Source organism: Microcoleus sp. Pol17C6, from assembly GCF_036701145.1.
Lineage (GTDB): Bacteria > Cyanobacteriota > Cyanobacteriia > Cyanobacteriales > Microcoleaceae > Microcoleus.
Genome location: NZ_JAUBQH010000006.1, coordinates 74,613 through 90,672, shown reverse-complemented (window position 1 = coordinate 90,672; position 16,060 = coordinate 74,613). Strand labels below are relative to the sequence as shown.

Below are 16,060 nucleotides of genomic sequence, written 5' to 3'. Positions count from 1 at the left end.
TCTATTCAGATTAAGATTTGATTATTCTCTATAAATTTCTACACCAAGTTGTTGCAGCATTCGCCTAGCCGCAATTGAATGGAAATCGCTGACAGGCAATCCTGTCAACAGACTTACCAACCACTTCGGCGATACTCGTCGATCGCCAACTAACACATACCACGACTGGTAACAACCAGGGTTGCCCTTGCCTTCCACCAACCCTTGACGCGCTAAATCAAGCACTTCTCCTGGTGTCAAAACAACCTCAATCCCTTTAAGACTCGCTTTCCCTTGGGGGACAACAGCCTCTCCACTAGCTAGTTCCGGGGGCTTCCCGTACAGCCAATCATGCAAGGTTGCCAGCTTTTTACCCAAGGAGCCTGTAGCAATTCGCACAGCTAATCCTGATTTGATTAGCATATCGTATTTATCCAGTGCAAGGAAATAATCTCGACCCAGACAAATGCAAAGTTTGTGGTATGACTTTGCGCTGAGGATATCTTCAAATTTAGCAATGACCTCTGGTTGCAGTTGGCGCGATCGCATTTTTGTCATTCGTTGGTCATAATTTGGAATCAGATAGTCACTCGGTATCAAGCCAAACTTAGCTGACAAAATATATATCTCTAACGGTGCTGATGGTTGTTTCCGCAGAAAACGACGCAGCAAACGGAATGTTGGACCATCATAGCGCTCAATAGCAGGCAGCGAATCAGCATCCGAACGTTTACGCTGCGAGCAAGCCAAAATTAGCAGATGTCGCAAATTCAGAACTCACTATATATTATTCATGTTATTTACCACATTATTCTCTTTCTTGCTTTACAACTAGCCTGATGAAGTAGAGGTAGCAGATGCGATCGCCCTTTCATTCCCAAAAGCGATCGCCCTTTTGATTTACCGCACCAAAAAAGCGGCACATTCAACATGAGAAGTCTGAGGAAAGAAATCCGCCGGCTGCACTCGCGCTAACTTATAATCCCCATTTTCGCACAAAATCTTCAGGTCGCGAGCCAAGGTAGCAGGCTTGCAGCTAACATAAACAATGCGATTTGGTTTGATTTCCTTGATAGCTTCCAAAACCGCGCGATCGCACCCTTTCCTCGGGGGATCTAGCAGCAAAATATCCGGTGTCAATCCCAAGGAAGGCAGCAAACTCTCTACAGTTCCCGCCTGAAACTCGACATTTCTCACGTCATTTAACTCAGCATTTAATTTAGCTTGTTCGATCGCCGCCGGTTGCACTTCTAAACCTATAGCTATTTTTACTTGTTTTGCCAGGGGTAAAGTAAAAGTACCAATTCCGCAGAAAGCGTCAACCAAAATCTCATTTCCCTGCAAATTCAATTCCCCTACTATCACCTCTAACAAAGCTTCAGCCGCCTCTGTATTTACCTGGAAAAAAGTATCAGCCCTTAGCTGAAATTTCAAACCAGCAAAACTTTCTCGCAGATAAGAACGACCCGCAATGCAGCGAGTTTCGGAACCAAAAATCACATTAGTTTGAGCGGGATTTATATTCAAACAAACCCCTGCCAGTTGAGGATATTGTTTCAGCCACTCTGATGCTTGCTCTTCGAGTCCCGGCAACTCTCCAGTGCGAACTATTAAAGTTAGCAGCATCTCGCCCGTGCGCCGTCCGATCCGCAAGGACAAGTGACGCACTTCTCCTGTATGTTTCTTTTCGTCGTAGACTTGCCAATCCCGCCAGTGGATGTCTTCTTTGACTTCTTTTAACAAAGGATTGAGGCGCGGGTCTTGCACCGGACACTGATTGAGATTGACTAATTTGTGGGTGCTTTTTTGATAGTAACCTGCTTGGACTTGACCTGTTGCAGATATTGCGACGGGATAAGTCGCTTTGTTGCGGTATCCCAAAAATTGAGGAAATCCCTCGATTTTTCCCGTTAAAATTTCATCAACTTGCAGATTGCTAAATCCGCCAATCCTTTCTAAGGCTTGAATGATTTGATTTTGCTTGGCTGCAAGCTGATATGGATAATCTACGTGCTGCCACTGACAGCCGCCGCACTTGTCGGCGACAATGCAGTTAGCTCGAATGCGGTGTTCGGAGGCTTCCAGAAGTGTGTCCAGCTTGCCTGTAGCATAGGTGGATTTGACTTGCACGAGGCGGACAAGGACTCGATCGCCCGTCACTGTATCGGGCACAAACACTACTAACTCACCAAAACGACCAACTCCATCGCCGGTGTCTGTCAAGTCGGTAATCTCTATCTCAATCAGTTGACCTTGCTGGCAAGGGTTTGCCAATTTCGTCGAGTTTGGGGTGGGGAATTTAGATTTGGTCACAAGTAGTCATGGTAGGATTTAATATGGTAATGCAATATCGCTCTCTCTTTCCTGAGATAAGTCGTAGCGAAGCGGGGCGTAAGCCATCGCACTCAAGCTCAATTGCAGGCGGTCTTCCTGCTGCTGAACGTCTTGCTGCTAAAGCCAAGCTTCAACCGGGGAGTCGAGCTTGTCGCGAGTTGCCTCGATCCCGTCGGTGCGATCGGCTGTTGGGGCGATGTAGCAAAAACTCGTTAAACAGTCAAAGTGTCTGCCGACATCCAAACTTTCACTCGCAGTTTTTGAGTTTTTCCCGCAGTACCTTGGAACACAAGGAAACTGGCTTGAACATCAAGCATAACGCTTGGGGAGATTTACCCTCTACTTCTAGGATTGATAAATGTTAGGAGCAAGGCGAGTCTGCGAACCAAGAATCCCGTCGCCAACAGATGGGAATGTTTATTAATGTTATCCTCAAATTTGAATAACAATGAGCGTAGTTAGCCAATTAATTCTCCAAGCCGACGACGAACTTCGCTATCCCAGTACCGGCGAACTTCAAAGCATCAAAGATTTTTTTAAAACCGGAGAACAGCGGGTGCGTATTGCTACTGCGCTGTCTGACAGTGAGAAAAAAATTGTTGAAGAAGCTAGCAAAAAACTCTGGAAAAAACGACCTGATTTTATCTCTCCTGGGGGCAATGCTTACGGCCAACGCGAACGGGCTTTGTGTCTGCGCGACTACGGCTGGTACTTGCGCCTGATTACCTACGGTATCTTGGCGGGTGACAAGGAGCCGATCGAAAGCATCGGTTTGATTGGCGTTCGGGAAATGTATAATTCTCTCGGCGTTCCTGTTCCTGGCATGGTCGAAGCTATCCGCTGTTTGAAGGAAGCTTCTTTGGCTTTGCTCAATCAGGATGATGCTAAGGAAGCAGCTCCTTATTTTGATTATATCGCTCAGGCAATGTCTTAATTGCTTTCGTGATTGCTTTCACGGATGTGGCGGAGCATTCGCGGGTGATTTTTGGGGTGATTTTATCTCGCAATTGCTCGCAAATGTTTCGCTTCTGTTTTGGGCAAGGAAATCTGCCTAATTTCTGCTAGGAAGCAATGCTGTTTAAGCTTTCCCAAATGTTGAGTTCGTCTTGTCTTTCAATACACATTTGATTTAAAAAGTCAAGGGTTTTTGGGAGACATTGTTTTTGGAATTTCCGGCTGTCGTAGTGAATGGATGTTTTGAGCTGCGAGAGTTCTCTAAGAGTGGGGCAGGTTTGGATATGATGCGCGATCGCATTTTGCCATTCTTCCAGCTTCCGGTAGCTGAGAAATTGTCCGCCTCTGTCCCGACGATGCACAAACACCACGAAAGCCCAGGATTCGACTCGCTTAATTTGATTTTGGCTGATTTTGAGCAGTTGGGCGATCGACCTGACGGTGATGCGGAGCTTTTTGGAGGGTTGGATGCGGCGAAACAGTGCTGTCATAGCTGAGTCACTCCTGAACTTGGGTGAGTTAGTTTGTGTTCGTCTTTGGATCTTACTATATCATATCATTCTACACGAATGCAGAAAAGTTGCAGTAATGTTTCTAAATGTGTAATGCTCAAACCCTGTGTGCTGCCTTGAGCAAGGCAAAAGTACAGCTAGCTTAAGAGTTAAATTGGATCTGTAAAATGCCGGGATTTCTTGACTTTAAGGCTGTCGTCGATCAGGAAAAACTGCGCCCTGTGCGATTTACGGATACGGGACGCGGTAGATTGGGCAAACTTCTGAAAGCAGCTAGAGAGATTCGGGGCTGGTCAATTATTGAAACAGAAATGGTCACAAAAGAATACGAGGCCGCTCTGTTTCGGACAGCCGGAGATCCTGTACCAAAAGATGTCGGTATTAGTAATGCTACTGTTAGTCGCTACGAACGCGGGAAGTTAGAAAGTTTGGATTGGCGATCGCTCTCTCTGTTATGCTTTGTGCTCAAGCCGATCGATCCGGTGACTGGGGAAGCCCTGGAACCGACAAATGCGCTTTATATCGCTTGCGAACATCCGCCGTACAATGACGCGAAGCTTTACGAGTAGTTGGTTGCTGACATCTGAACTGATGCAACTAAATTCTTGAGATGGGGAGTTTTGAACCGCAGATATTAGCTGATGAACGCTGATGAACGCTGATGTCATTTTATCTGTCTTGATCTGCGGTGATTGATTACCGATCGCCCTTTTGTTTAGCAATTAAAGCTTTAGCTTGCTGCCACAGAGATTCTAACTCTTCTGGGGCATAATCTGATAAAGGTCGATCGCACGCAGCCTCTACCTTCGCAAACCGCTGCACAAAGCGATCGTTTGTTCCTTGCAAAGCAGCCGACGGATCTAAATCGTACCAGCGAGCTAATTGAATCAACACAAACATAATATCTCCTAATTCCGACTGCTGCGCTGCCTTATCCTCGTGTTTGAGAGCGTGTTCAAATTCTGCCATTTCTTCGTGAAATTTCTCCCAAACGCCGTCTACACTGTCCCAATCAAAACTCACTTCCGCAGCTTTTTGAGAGATTTTCATCCCGGCGGTTATCGGCGGTAAAGTGCTGGCATAACGGCTCATTTTCGAGGCTAAAGTTGGCGGCTTTTCCGAAGTTGTGCCTTTTTCTGCTGCTTTGATTTTTTCCCAGTTTTCGTTGACTTCATCCACGCTGTTGAGTTCGACATCGCCGAAGACGTGGGGATGTCGCCGAATTAGTTTTTCTGTAATGCCCGCAGCGATTTCGGCGAAGGTAAACTGATTGGATTCGCTGGCAATTTGAGCTTGCAGAATTACCTGTAACAGTAAGTCGCCCAATTCTTCGACGATCGCATTTTTATCTCCTTTGCGAATCGCGTCGGCGGTTTCATAAGCTTCTTCGATGATGTGAGGAATGAGAGTTTGGGGAGTTTGGGCTAAATCCCAAGGACATCCGCCGTCTGGCGATCGCAATTTAGCCACAACTTCTATAAGTTCTTTGAGTGCTGTGAGCGATCGACTGTGGGAATTAGACATCGGAATTTACCTTTTAGATTTGCTGGAAGTGCGACGGGTTGGTTGGCGTTTGCGCCTCTTAATTGTGCCAGGAGGGCGCAACCCGCTCAATCCTTTTTTTTTCAATCTTTTGTAAGCCGAGCCGCCCCAATCGCTCAGATAGTGGCTCATCGCGCCCAATTCTAGACCGATGTAAACGGCTAAAATTTCGATGTGGTGTTCCCAGATCGATCGCCCGTAACTCAAAACCACATCCTGCCAATTCCCGCCTAAGTTCCCGACTTTTTCGGCAATTGCCAATCCCAACATTCCGAGAACCGCAATCCAGATAGCGAGGTACAAGATTCGCAAAGCAGTGCCGATCAGAGGGCCGTGGGACAAAAAAGAGCGGTGGCGCAGGCTTTTTTGGTACGGGAGCCAAATCGGTTTGAACCATCCCCAGCGCTGATACTGGCAAGAGTAGATATCCAAGTCGGGGCCAAACATCAGCCCGCCGAATAAGAAGCTGCCGGAAACGAGCAAAGTCAGGTTGCTGCTCTGAGTCTGGCCAAAGGTGAGGGCTGCCACCAAGGGCAAACTCCACATGGTTATTTGATCGTGGGTGCGGCCAGAGGGCATTTAAAGTTTAGGATTTTTTTTACTTGATCTTTCTGAGTTACTGTGATATGATAAATCCCGGTGAGTGCAATTGGGTGATTAGCTCAGTGGTAGAGCGCCTGCTTTACACGCAGGATGCCGTAGGTTCAAATCCTACATTACCCATCCGATAACTCAATATCAACAGTTTCAGCCGTTTTTAGCCGTCAAGCCGAGAACGGCTTTAACTTTTGCTGTTGACGGCTGACTTTTGAATTTGGTGACGACTAAATTTAACATTCTGTGGCGGATGTCTCAAAAGTTGGCACCCAATGCTAGAAAATTAATTTATTGATTTTCTTTTTTAGAACCGTGTATATGAAGCCTAAAATAACCAGCCCGATCGCGTGGCAGCAAGCTGAACTGCTCATGCAGCCAGCCATGATCCGAGTGCTCGACAACATCCGCAAACAATTAGAGGAGTCTGTCTGGACGGGCACTTATCAAGAAGTGCAGATTCCAATTCCGGGCTATCAACTAATTTTAGAGCTTCAAGGCGAGCAAAGATGCGTCGATATTTGGGAACTTTGCTATCGAGTCTGCTTTGTCAACTACCAGCCCGCTCACTCTCAACTGCAAAGCCAGGAAGTCGTAATTGACACTAGCTTGATTGACGATGACACTGGCGATGTAGATTGGAATCGTCTTGATGCCAAAGCCAGTCAATTAATACAAGAAATATTTGCCAATTTGGGCAAATAGTCAGTTGTCAGTTGTCAGTTGACAGGGAAGCAGTAGTTAACAGTTAACAGTCAACGGTCATCAGTCAATAGTCAACAGTCTACACTCAACAAAATTTTATGCTGATTCAAGAATTGCACGACATTCAAGCAGCGGCTGGTGCTACTTTTGCAGAGTTAACAACCAAAGAAATTGTGCCAGTGAGTTTTGGTAACGACGCAGAAGCGATCGCAGCAACTAAAAAAGGTGTGGCTTTGTACGATCGCACTCACTGGGGACGCATTCAAATCTCAGACAGCGATCGACTGCGGTTCTTGCACAATCAAAGTACCAATAACTTCAATATACTCAAACCCGGTCAAGGTTGCGATACCGTTTTCGTCACATCCACCGCCCGGACGATCGACCTCGCCACCGCTTACGCTACAGAAGATGCCGTACTGCTGCTAGTATCAGCCAACCGCCGCCACCAACTGCTGGAATTGCTCGATCGCTATATTTTCCCAATGGATCGCGTTGAGTTAACAGATTTAACTGATACAAGTATTGCTTTCAGTTTCATCGGGCCCGAAAGCACTCAACTACTAGAAAAAATCGGAGTTACCGAACTAGAAAATCGACCTTACGCTACTCACAAATTGATAAATTTTGCAGGTATGGAAGTCCGAGTGGCGGTTGGTAGCGGTTTAGCAACTCCCGGATACACGTTAATTGCGCCAGCAAGCGATGCAGCCAAGTTGTGGCATGAATTAGTCAAAGCTGGGGCCGTACCGATGGGCGATCGAGTTTGGGAACAACTGCGAATCGAACAAGGACGCCCCGCACCCGATTTTGAACTCACAGATGATTACAACCCCTTAGAAGCCCGCCTTTTACACACTATTACCTATGACAAAGGCTGCTACATCGGTCAAGAAACAATTGCCCGGTTGAATACCTACAAAGGAGTCAAACAGCAGCTTTGGGGCGTGCAGTTGAGCGGTGCGGTTGAACCCGGAACAACTGTCACAATCGGAGAGGAAAAAGTCGGCAAACTCACCAGTTTTACGGAAACTGAATCCGGCTTTTTTGGTCTTGCTTACATCCGCACAAAAGCGGGCGGCGAAGGACTGAAAGTGCAAGTCGGAGCGGTATCAGGGGAAGTAGTAAATCTACCTTTCTTGAGTTCCTAGTTGCGCTCGATCTCCTGTTGGCGCCGCAGCGCCCAAAACTTTTTTGTTGAGGTTGATTTAGGTGAATTTTAACGTAATAAATTGACACGAATCCTATCTTTATATAGATTCCCAAACAAACAACAGCAATAATTCGGCATTACACTCGTCACAGAAAAAAAAGAGTTTTTCAGTGAAAAAGTTTACATCCCGCTTAATTACAATTTGCCTGCGAGTAGGAATAATCTTTGCTGTAGGAATAGTGCAGATTTTTATACGATTATAAAAAAAGTTTAATTGAACGGTTTTCCCGTCCAAAAATTCGCGATAGGCTTCCGCGCTTTAGCCTGAATGGATCGGATAAAATTCCTAAGTTTGTTTTGGGCTCGCTCCGCGATAAATTACAACTTGAAGGTGCGATCGATTACTTAAGTTAGACGATTGCTGCTTGGGGTAGATACATCAATAGTCACGATCGACAATGGCAACATATTCCCCTTGATGACCCATTAGCAGACATCCTCACTCAACGCGCCAGTTTGATTGAATTAGATCCCAGACTATTACTCAAGCTACCGGAAATTTTTGGAGATTTAGTACACTCACCACGCTTCGTCGAGACTGTTGCTGACCAGTTTCGTAGTTTTCATGAGTTCGGTGCTAAAGCAACGCTAGCCCGATTGTCCTAGGCACCATCCGCCTCCGTGAGGAAACTTATTTGACACTGCCACGGCTGCACTACGTTAAACCCGTAAGATTCTCCCGTCTAGCCCAGGTCTATGTCTACGAGTGCAAAGGGAAATTCAGCAGCCCGTACAGCGCAATATTTATTGAGGTCATTCTTTCCGATCTTCTCTCTTGCCAAAGCATCTATCTTAAGGCGGATTCTCCAGAGGAAGTAACTCAGGTTGAATAGAGAAGACCGTGTATGCATACGGATGGATATTCATGAAGCGCGACGCCAGAGGCAAGTTTGTTAGCAATTGGAAATCGGAGACGAAACAACGAGTGAGCGTATCTCTGACTAATACAGCATGGCGATCGCTAGATAAAGAGGCTCACAGGCGAGGAATTTCTCGCTCTGAAGTCATTGAAAACTTTGCCCGCACTCTTGAATGCGAACAGTTGTTCCCTGCCCAAGAAACTGAGCGCAAGGTGGCAACGATTCTTGAAAGCATTACGGATGCTTTTGTCGCCTTCGATCGCGATTGGCGCTACACCTATGTGAATCGGGCGGCGGCTAAAATCCTGCACAAAACGCCACAAGAGCTACTGGGAAAGCACGTTTGGAATGATGTTTTTCCTGAGCTAGTCGGTGCAATTCCCTATCGAGAACTACATCGGGCAGTGGCGGAACAAGTCCCTGTTTCCTGGGAAGAATTCGGCGAATCTGTCGAGTCTTGGATAGAGGCAAATGCCTACCCATCTGCCGAAGGTGTGGCAGTTTATTTTCGGGATGTGACAAAGCGCAAACGCTTGGAATCCGAAATGCGGCAGCGAGAACAACAGTTCAAGATGGTGGCTGAAAATGCCCCAGACATTATTAGCCGAATTGATACAGAGTTTCGCCATATTTATGTTAGCCCTTCTGTAGAACTGGTAACAGGTATTCCATCAGGGCAATTTGTTGGCAAGACCAATGTTGAGCTAGGAATGCCAGAACACCTCAATCGTTTTTGGCATGATAGTTTACGGCAAGTCTTTGCAACAGGGCAGGAACAGACGATTGAATTTAAGTTTCCGACTCTAAATAGTATTCGATGGTATCAGGCACGTATTGTCCCCGAATTTGCCAGTGATGATTCTGTTGTATCAGTGCTGAGTATTGCTCGTGATGTGACGGATTACAAACAGGTTGAACAGGCTTTACGAGAGAGCGAAGAACGCCTGCAATTGGCACTGACGGCAGCTCAGATATTTGTCTGGGATATGGATTTGCAGACCAATGAGGTGGTGTGTTCTGGTAATGCTCTAGAGGTTTGGGGTCTTCAGGAAGGCACAGGAGAAGACTTTTTTGCGCTCATTCATCCAGATGATCGACAACGGGTGATCCAAGCGACCCAACGGGCAAGTGCTGGAGAACATTCCTACATGCAGGAGTATCGGGTAATTTGTCCGGACTGCGTTGTGCGCTGGATCAATAGTCAGGGACAAGTTTATCTGGATGAAAGCGGACGGGGAGTTCGCATGATTGGCGTTTCGGTTGATATCACAGAGCGCAAACAAATGGAAGCGGAGCGCGATCGCCTTTTAAAACGAGAACAAACTGCCCGACTCGAAGCAGAAAGCGAACGCAAGCGGTTGTATGACATCCTGATCCAGTTCCCCGCCATGATTGGCATTGTTAAAGGTTCCGATCTCGTGTATGAATTTGCCAATCCAAGCTATCTGCAAGTGGCTGGGTGCACTTCAGACATTATCGGGAAATCAATGCGGGACGTTTTCCCCGAGCTAGAGGGACAAATTTACTTTGAAGCGCTCGATCGGGTTTACCGGACGGGAGAACCGTTCATTGGAAATGAGTCGCCTGCTTACTGGGCTCGAAACAGTGATGGTGTGTTGCAAGAGGGATTCTTCAACTACATCTTTGCGCCTTGGCGGGATGCTGAGGGAACCATTCAGGGTGTGTTGATTTATAACATTGACGTGACAGCCGAAGTTCAGGCTCGGCGACAGATTGAGTCACTGCTGGCAGAGCTACAGGAAAAAGAACGGCAGCAACAGTTTTTGATTGAACTGAATGACGCGATTCGTGTCATTCAAGACTCGAAGGAAATTATGTGGCGGGTGGTTAGCTCCGCAGGAGAGCACCTCAATGTCACTCGCTGTACCTACGGCGAAATTGATTGTACTCAGGAATATGTCATCGTCGATCGCGACTATTGCAATGGTGTCATCAGCGTGGTGGGTAGACATCACATGGATTCGTTTGGCCCTGAACTTATTGCTGAATTAAAGCAGGGCAAAACTATTGTCGTAGATGATGTCGCTCGCGATCCTAGGACTGCCGGATCGGCGGCTGCTACCTTTGACGCAATTCAAACCCAATCTCTCCTATGTGTTCCATTGGTGAAAGAAGGGCGATTTGTTGCATTGTTGGTGTTGCACCATGTCTCTGTTCGCCAATGGACCGAGGAAGATGTGGTGCTGATGGAGCGCATTGCCGAAAAAACCTGGCTAGCCGTGGAGCGATCGCGGGCAGAAGCGGAATTGCGAGAAAGTGAAGCTCACCTGCAACTCGCTCTGAAGGTTGGACGCATGGGAACCTGGGACTGGGACATACAGACCAATGCCTTGCTTTGGTCAGAAGGTCACTTCACGATACTAGGGCTAAAACCGAATGAGTGCGAACCGGGCTATAAGGTTTGGGCAAGTCGGGTTCATCCCGATGACCTAGCACAAGCTGAGGCGAAATTTCAGCAAGCCATAGCTGAAAAGAAAGAGTATCACCATGAATATCGCCTCTGTTGGTCAGATGGCTCGGTTCACTGGGTGGAAGCGAGAGGAAAGTTTACTTATGATGTTCAGGGAAATCCCAAGCACTCGATCGGCGTCGTCATCGATATCACACAACGCAAGCAAGCAGAAGAGGCGTTGCGTCAAGCCCTACAAAAGCTCAACTTCCATGTTGAAAACTCTCCAATGGCAGTGGTTGAATGGGATCGAGACTTTCGACTCATTCGGTGGTCTGCTGGTGCAGAGCGCATTTTGGGCTGGAAAGCCGAAGAAATGCTGGGCAGATCTTTAACAGAGATACCTTTTGTCTTTGAGGAAGACCTGGAAGCAGTTGCTCAAGTCTGCCAACGGCTGGTCTATGGCGAAGAACCCCATATTTTTTCATACAACCGCAATTACACCGAAGATCGCAACATTGTGCATTGCGAGTGGTATAACTCCAGTCTCAGGGACGAATCGGGACGGATGATTTCGGTATTATCGCTGGTGCTGGATGTGACGGAGCGCAAGCAAGCAGAACAAGAACGGGAACAACTGTTAGAACGCGAGCGCCTTGCACGCTCCGAAGCAGAAGCCGCACAGCGCCAACTGGAAACCATCTTTGAAACATCACCCATTGGACTTGCTCTGTTAGATGAAAAGCAGCGATTTATTGCCATCAACGAAGCATTAGCAGAAATTAATGGATTAACCCGCGAGCAGCACTTAGGCTCTTCAATTCGAGAACTTTTTGGTCAGTTCGATCCCAAATTACTCGAAGTCTTCGATCGGATTTACACAACAGGGAATCCTTTCATCTCACCGAACTTTGCGGTGAATGTTCCCGCACGCAGCGATCGCCGTCCCGGTTACTACAATGTTTACTATCTCCCAACGGTTAACTCAACTAGCCAGGTAGAAGGCGTTCTAGTTTATGTGGTAGATGTGACGGAACGGGTGCATTTAGAACGTGCCCAACGCTTTCTCTCTGAGGCGAGTGCAGTGCTTGCATCCTCACTCGATTATCAAACGACTCTAGAGCGAGTCGCGCAGCTTACAGTACCGGAATTAGCCGACTGGTGTACGGTTCACATCATAGAAGAGGATGGTGCGATCGAGCAGATTGCGGTTGCTCACATCGACCCTGCCAAACTGGAATGGGCATATCAGATGAGAGACAAGTATCCTCTGAACCCCGATGACCCTCGCGGTGCTGCATTGACGCTGCGAACTGGGCAATCTGACTTGCTGCCGGAGATTCCCGATGAACTGCTGGTACAGGCAGCGCGTGATTCAGAGCATTTAGAGATTCTGCTGCAGGTTGGATTCAAATCCGTAATGACGGTGCCACTACGAACTCAGGCACGAATTCTAGGGGTCATTTCCTTTATCTCAGCCGAATCTGGACGACGGTATACCTCAGCAGATTTGCAACTGGCAGAGGAATTGGCGCGTCGTGCTTCCTTGGCGATCGACAACGCTCAGTTGTACCGGGTAGCTCAACGCGATCGCACAAAAGCAGAAGCCGCTAACCGGATTAAAGACGAATTCTTAGCGGTATTGTCCCACGAGTTGCGATCGCCTCTCAATCCAATTCTGGGCTGGACAAAATTGCTGCGAACTGGGCGACTAGATACCACAAAAACCCAGCAAGCCCTGGAAACGATCGAACGCAATGCCAAGCTGCAAGCTCAATTAATTGAGGACTTATTGGATGTCTCGCGCATTCTGCAAGGAAAAATGACGTTTAACGTCGCTCCTGTGAATCTAGCGGCAATGATTGAGGCTGCACGGGAAACGGTACGACTGGCAGCCGAAGCCAAACACATTCAAATCCAGACCACATTTAATCCTATTTCAGGAACGGTTTCAGGCGATACCAATCGCCTCCAACAAGTAGTCTGGAACCTGCTCTCCAATGCTGTGAAGTTCACCCCAACCGGAGGACGAGTCGAGGTGCAACTAGAACAGGTTGGTATGTATGCTCAGATTCAAGTCAAAGATACTGGAAAAGGCATCAGACGAGACTTTTTACCCCATGTGTTTGACTACTTCCGTCAAGAAGATGGTACAACAACCCGACAATTCGGCGGATTGGGATTGGGACTAGCGATCGTCCGTCATTTTACCGAACTGCATGGAGGAACCGTTCAAGCAGACAGCTTAGGACAGAACTTAGGGGCTACATTTACCATCCGGCTACCGTTAAACATCGTAGAGCCGGAACCCTCTTCTGATGACAGGCACGCAGAAAGTGCGGCAGACGACTTAGCAGGTGTTCGGGTCTTGGTTGTGGACGACGATGCCGATATGCGGGAGTTGGCAGCATTCACCCTGATGCAATCTGGCGCACAAGTTACGACAGCCGCTTCGGGGGTACAGGCGTTGACCCTTCTGAATCAATCTGTCCCCGATCTGCTCTTATGTGACATTGGAATGCCAGAGATGGATGGTTATGCCCTGATTCGACAAATTAGAAAGTGGTCGCCCCAACAGGGAGGCACGGTTCCTGCGATCGCACTTACTGCCTATGCTGGAGAAATCAATCAGCAGCAAGCCTTAGCTGCCGGATTTCAGGTGCATATCTCGAAGCCTTTTGAACATGAGGAATTGGTAAAAGCGATCGCCCGTTTGCTAAGACACTGAATGATTTGAGGATTAGCTATCATGCTGCTTGGCATAGATTTAGGAACAGGCTCTGCTAAGGCATTGCTTCTAGCGACAGACGGAACCACTATAGGTGAAGCATCAAGCTCTTATCCTGTTCATGCACCCCACCCTGGATGGGCTGAGTCGGAACCAGAAGATTGGTGGTTAGCTGTTGCCTCGGCTGTTAGGAAGGCAGTGGAAAATCACGCTGACCAAGTACAGGCGATCGCACTTTCAGGACAAATGCACGGCGTTGTCCTAGCTTCGGAGTCTGGTCAGCCCCTGCGTCCTGCTATCCTCTGGGCAGATACTCGCTCTAGTGCCTCGCTGAACACTTATCATTCGCTCGATGCCACTATTCTAGAGCGATTGGGCAACCCGATTACGGCTGGAATGGCGGGTCCAACTTTGTTGTGGCTACGAGAACACGAGGCTACTGTCTACACCGAAGCGCGTTGGGCACTTCAGCCAAAAGATTGGCTGCGGTTACGGATGACTGGAGAAGTCGCAACCGAACCATCTGATGCTAGTGGTACTTTGCTTTACGATGTTGTGTCGGACAAATGGGCAACGGAAGCCATCTCAGCCTTGAATCTACGTGGTGATTGGTTACCAAAAATTATTCCCTCTAGTGCGATCTCCGGCTACTTAACAACTATTGCTTCAGAGCATCTCGGCTTACCTGTTGGCTTACCGGTTATCGCTGGTGCTGCGGATACCGCAGCGGCGGCACTTGGTAACGGACTACTAGAGGCTGGTTTGGTTCAACTAACGATCGGCACAGGCGCTCAAATTATTACACCTCGATCGCAACCAATTATCGATCGTCATGGTCGTACACATCTCTATCGAGCCGCCGTACCGAACCAGTGGTACAGCCTTGCAGCCATGCAAAATGCGGGGTTAGCGCTTGAGTGGGTGCGAGGTATCCTCGGCTTGAGCTGGCAGCAAGTTTATACTAAAGCGTTTTCTGTTTCCCCAGGATGTGAAGGATTGACATTTTTGCCATACCTCACGGGTGAGCGAACTCCACACCTTGACCCTTATATACGCGGCGCATGGGTGGAGCTGGGACTTCATCACACACAGGGGCACTTGATGCGGGCAGCTTTAGAGGGAGTTGCTTTTGCCTTGCGACAAGGTTTTGAGGCACTTGAGGCAACAGGTTTTAAAGCCACAGAAGTGCGTTTAGCAGGCGGTGGAACGGCAGAAATGCCTTGGCAACAATTACTGACTGATGTATTGAGAATACCCCTCTATACAACTACAGTTGCTGCTGCTTCCGCGCGTGGTGCTGCTCTACTGGCGGGTATCGGAATTGGTGTATACGCAGATGCTAATGACACCATCAAAATGGTAGCCGCACCAACGCTTGCTGCAAGTCCGCAATCAGTTGATCCAACCCTAGAAGAGGCTTGGATGCGATATCAATCCCTTTATCCACGACTTAAAAATATCTGATCAGCATTTTATAAAAGTAATAATTGAGTCTTTATCAAAATTTAATTCTCATCAAGTAGAAAGGGTTGCCAAAACTTTGTAAGCCTAGATAAAAAACTAAAATTTTCTTAAAAACTATCACCTCTAAGTCGGGGAATTAAACCGTTTAAACTTTACTAAAAATTATAATAATTAAAATGATCTATAAGACAGATTAGCTGGTATTAACCTTTTGACTCGATGGTTTAAATTTGCTGCTGAAAGTAGTATTGAATAGTCATCCGTAAGTAGAGAATATAAAAGTGCTTCAAAGAATATGACATCTACTATATTTTGGCAGCAATACCTTGCAATCAAGAACTACCATTGAAAGCGTCCATAGGTTGAGGGCTGACAGCTTCGACCGCCAGCAACTCAACGATTCACAACAAAAACGCCTTGGAATTAATTGGGGTAGTTGACGCTCCCCCGTCACAGCGTAGCTTGACGGGGAATTCTTCCTTCACAGCTTGATGCCAAGTAAAAGCAGTGCCTTTACTTAGTCTTACTCTAGCTCCAGAAGCTACGGAGGTATGCCCTACGTCTCAAATTCGTAAACCTTGATCTGTAATGTTTTTAGCTGCATTGATGTTTCTATCCTGGTGAGGCAGACATTAGGGCATTACCACTTTTTAATATCTAATGAAAGCCAACTTACAGCAGATTGCAAGCTTATAAACCGCAATATCAGCATTTAGAAAACCAATTTCTTAGATATTGAGGGTTAATTAAATTAAGTGCGAAGTG

12 protein-coding genes, 1 tRNA gene and 1 pseudogene are annotated in these 16,060 nt (G+C 47.3%); 8 read left to right on the top strand and 6 right to left on the bottom strand.

Annotated features, from left to right (window positions below; all coding sequences use genetic code 11):
• Positions 1–21 precede the first annotated feature (21 nt).
• From QUA25_RS05095 to QUA25_RS05085, 3 genes are all read right to left on the bottom strand, one after another.
• Positions 22–747 (bottom strand): DUF6884 domain-containing protein, encoded by a 726-nt coding sequence (locus QUA25_RS05095; RefSeq protein WP_333036086.1) that lies wholly within the window; start codon positions 745–747, stop codon positions 22–24.
• A gap of 132 nt (positions 748–879) precedes the next feature.
• Complete coding sequence (gene rlmD / locus QUA25_RS05090) at positions 880–2,292, bottom strand: 23S rRNA (uracil(1939)-C(5))-methyltransferase RlmD (protein ID WP_333036084.1); 1,413 nt, start codon at positions 2,290–2,292, stop codon at positions 880–882.
• Between the two features lie 138 nt (positions 2,293–2,430).
• The gene (locus tag QUA25_RS05085; RefSeq protein ID WP_333036082.1) at positions 2,431–2,556 is read right to left on the bottom strand and encodes a hypothetical protein; all 126 of its coding nucleotides are present in this window, start codon (positions 2,554–2,556) and stop codon (positions 2,431–2,433) included.
• 205 nt (positions 2,557–2,761) lie between these two features.
• Here QUA25_RS05085 and QUA25_RS05080 point away from each other — a divergent pair, with 205 nt between their 5' ends.
• Positions 2,762–3,247: an allophycocyanin subunit alpha-B gene (locus tag QUA25_RS05080; protein ID WP_190746013.1), complete on the top strand. Its 486-nt coding sequence runs from the start codon at positions 2,762–2,764 to the stop codon at positions 3,245–3,247.
• 127 nt (positions 3,248–3,374) lie between these two features.
• Here the strand turns inward: QUA25_RS05080 and QUA25_RS05075 are convergent, their stop codons facing one another.
• Positions 3,375–3,758 carry a hypothetical protein gene (locus QUA25_RS05075; RefSeq protein ID WP_333036081.1) on the bottom strand — a complete coding sequence of 128 codons (384 nt, stop codon included), beginning with the start codon at positions 3,756–3,758 and terminating at the stop codon, positions 3,375–3,377.
• A gap of 188 nt (positions 3,759–3,946) precedes the next feature.
• On the opposite strand from QUA25_RS05075, the gene QUA25_RS05070 reads away from it, so the two are divergent.
• Positions 3,947–4,348, top strand: a complete 402-nt coding sequence (locus tag QUA25_RS05070; protein ID WP_006634106.1) for a helix-turn-helix transcriptional regulator — start codon at positions 3,947–3,949, stop codon at positions 4,346–4,348.
• A gap of 127 nt (positions 4,349–4,475) precedes the next feature.
• On the opposite strand, the gene mazG is transcribed toward QUA25_RS05070, so the two are convergent.
• Positions 4,476–5,303, bottom strand: a complete 828-nt coding sequence (mazG, locus tag QUA25_RS05065; RefSeq protein ID WP_333036080.1) for a nucleoside triphosphate pyrophosphohydrolase — start codon at positions 5,301–5,303, stop codon at positions 4,476–4,478.
• Positions 5,304–5,309: 6 nt separating this feature from the next.
• Positions 5,310–5,900 (bottom strand): metal-binding protein, encoded by a 591-nt coding sequence (locus tag QUA25_RS05060; RefSeq protein ID WP_333036078.1) that lies wholly within the window; start codon positions 5,898–5,900, stop codon positions 5,310–5,312.
• A gap of 72 nt (positions 5,901–5,972) precedes the next feature.
• On the opposite strand from QUA25_RS05060, the gene QUA25_RS05055 reads away from it, so the two are divergent.
• From QUA25_RS05055 to xylB, 6 genes and pseudogenes are all read left to right on the top strand, one after another.
• Positions 5,973–6,044, top strand: a tRNA-Val gene (locus tag QUA25_RS05055).
• Positions 6,045–6,236: 192 nt separating this feature from the next.
• Positions 6,237–6,620: a hypothetical protein gene (locus QUA25_RS05050; protein WP_333036076.1), complete on the top strand. Its 384-nt coding sequence runs from the start codon at positions 6,237–6,239 to the stop codon at positions 6,618–6,620.
• Positions 6,621–6,721: 101 nt separating this feature from the next.
• A complete protein-coding gene (gene ygfZ / locus QUA25_RS05045; protein ID WP_333036205.1) occupies positions 6,722–7,771 on the top strand; it encodes a CAF17-like 4Fe-4S cluster assembly/insertion protein YgfZ in 1,050 nt (349 codons plus the stop codon).
• Positions 7,772–8,034: 263 nt separating this feature from the next.
• Positions 8,035–8,439: pseudogene (locus QUA25_RS29415) on the top strand (mannitol dehydrogenase family protein); the annotation flags it as partial.
• Positions 8,440–8,674: 235 nt separating this feature from the next.
• On the top strand, positions 8,675–13,831 hold the full coding sequence (locus QUA25_RS05040) for a PAS domain S-box protein (RefSeq protein ID WP_445305258.1): 5,157 nt from the start codon (positions 8,675–8,677) through the stop codon (positions 13,829–13,831).
• Between the two features lie 21 nt (positions 13,832–13,852).
• Positions 13,853–15,295, top strand: a complete 1,443-nt coding sequence (gene xylB, locus QUA25_RS05035; protein ID WP_333036075.1) for a xylulokinase — start codon at positions 13,853–13,855, stop codon at positions 15,293–15,295.
• Positions 15,296–16,060: the final 765 nt, after the last annotated feature.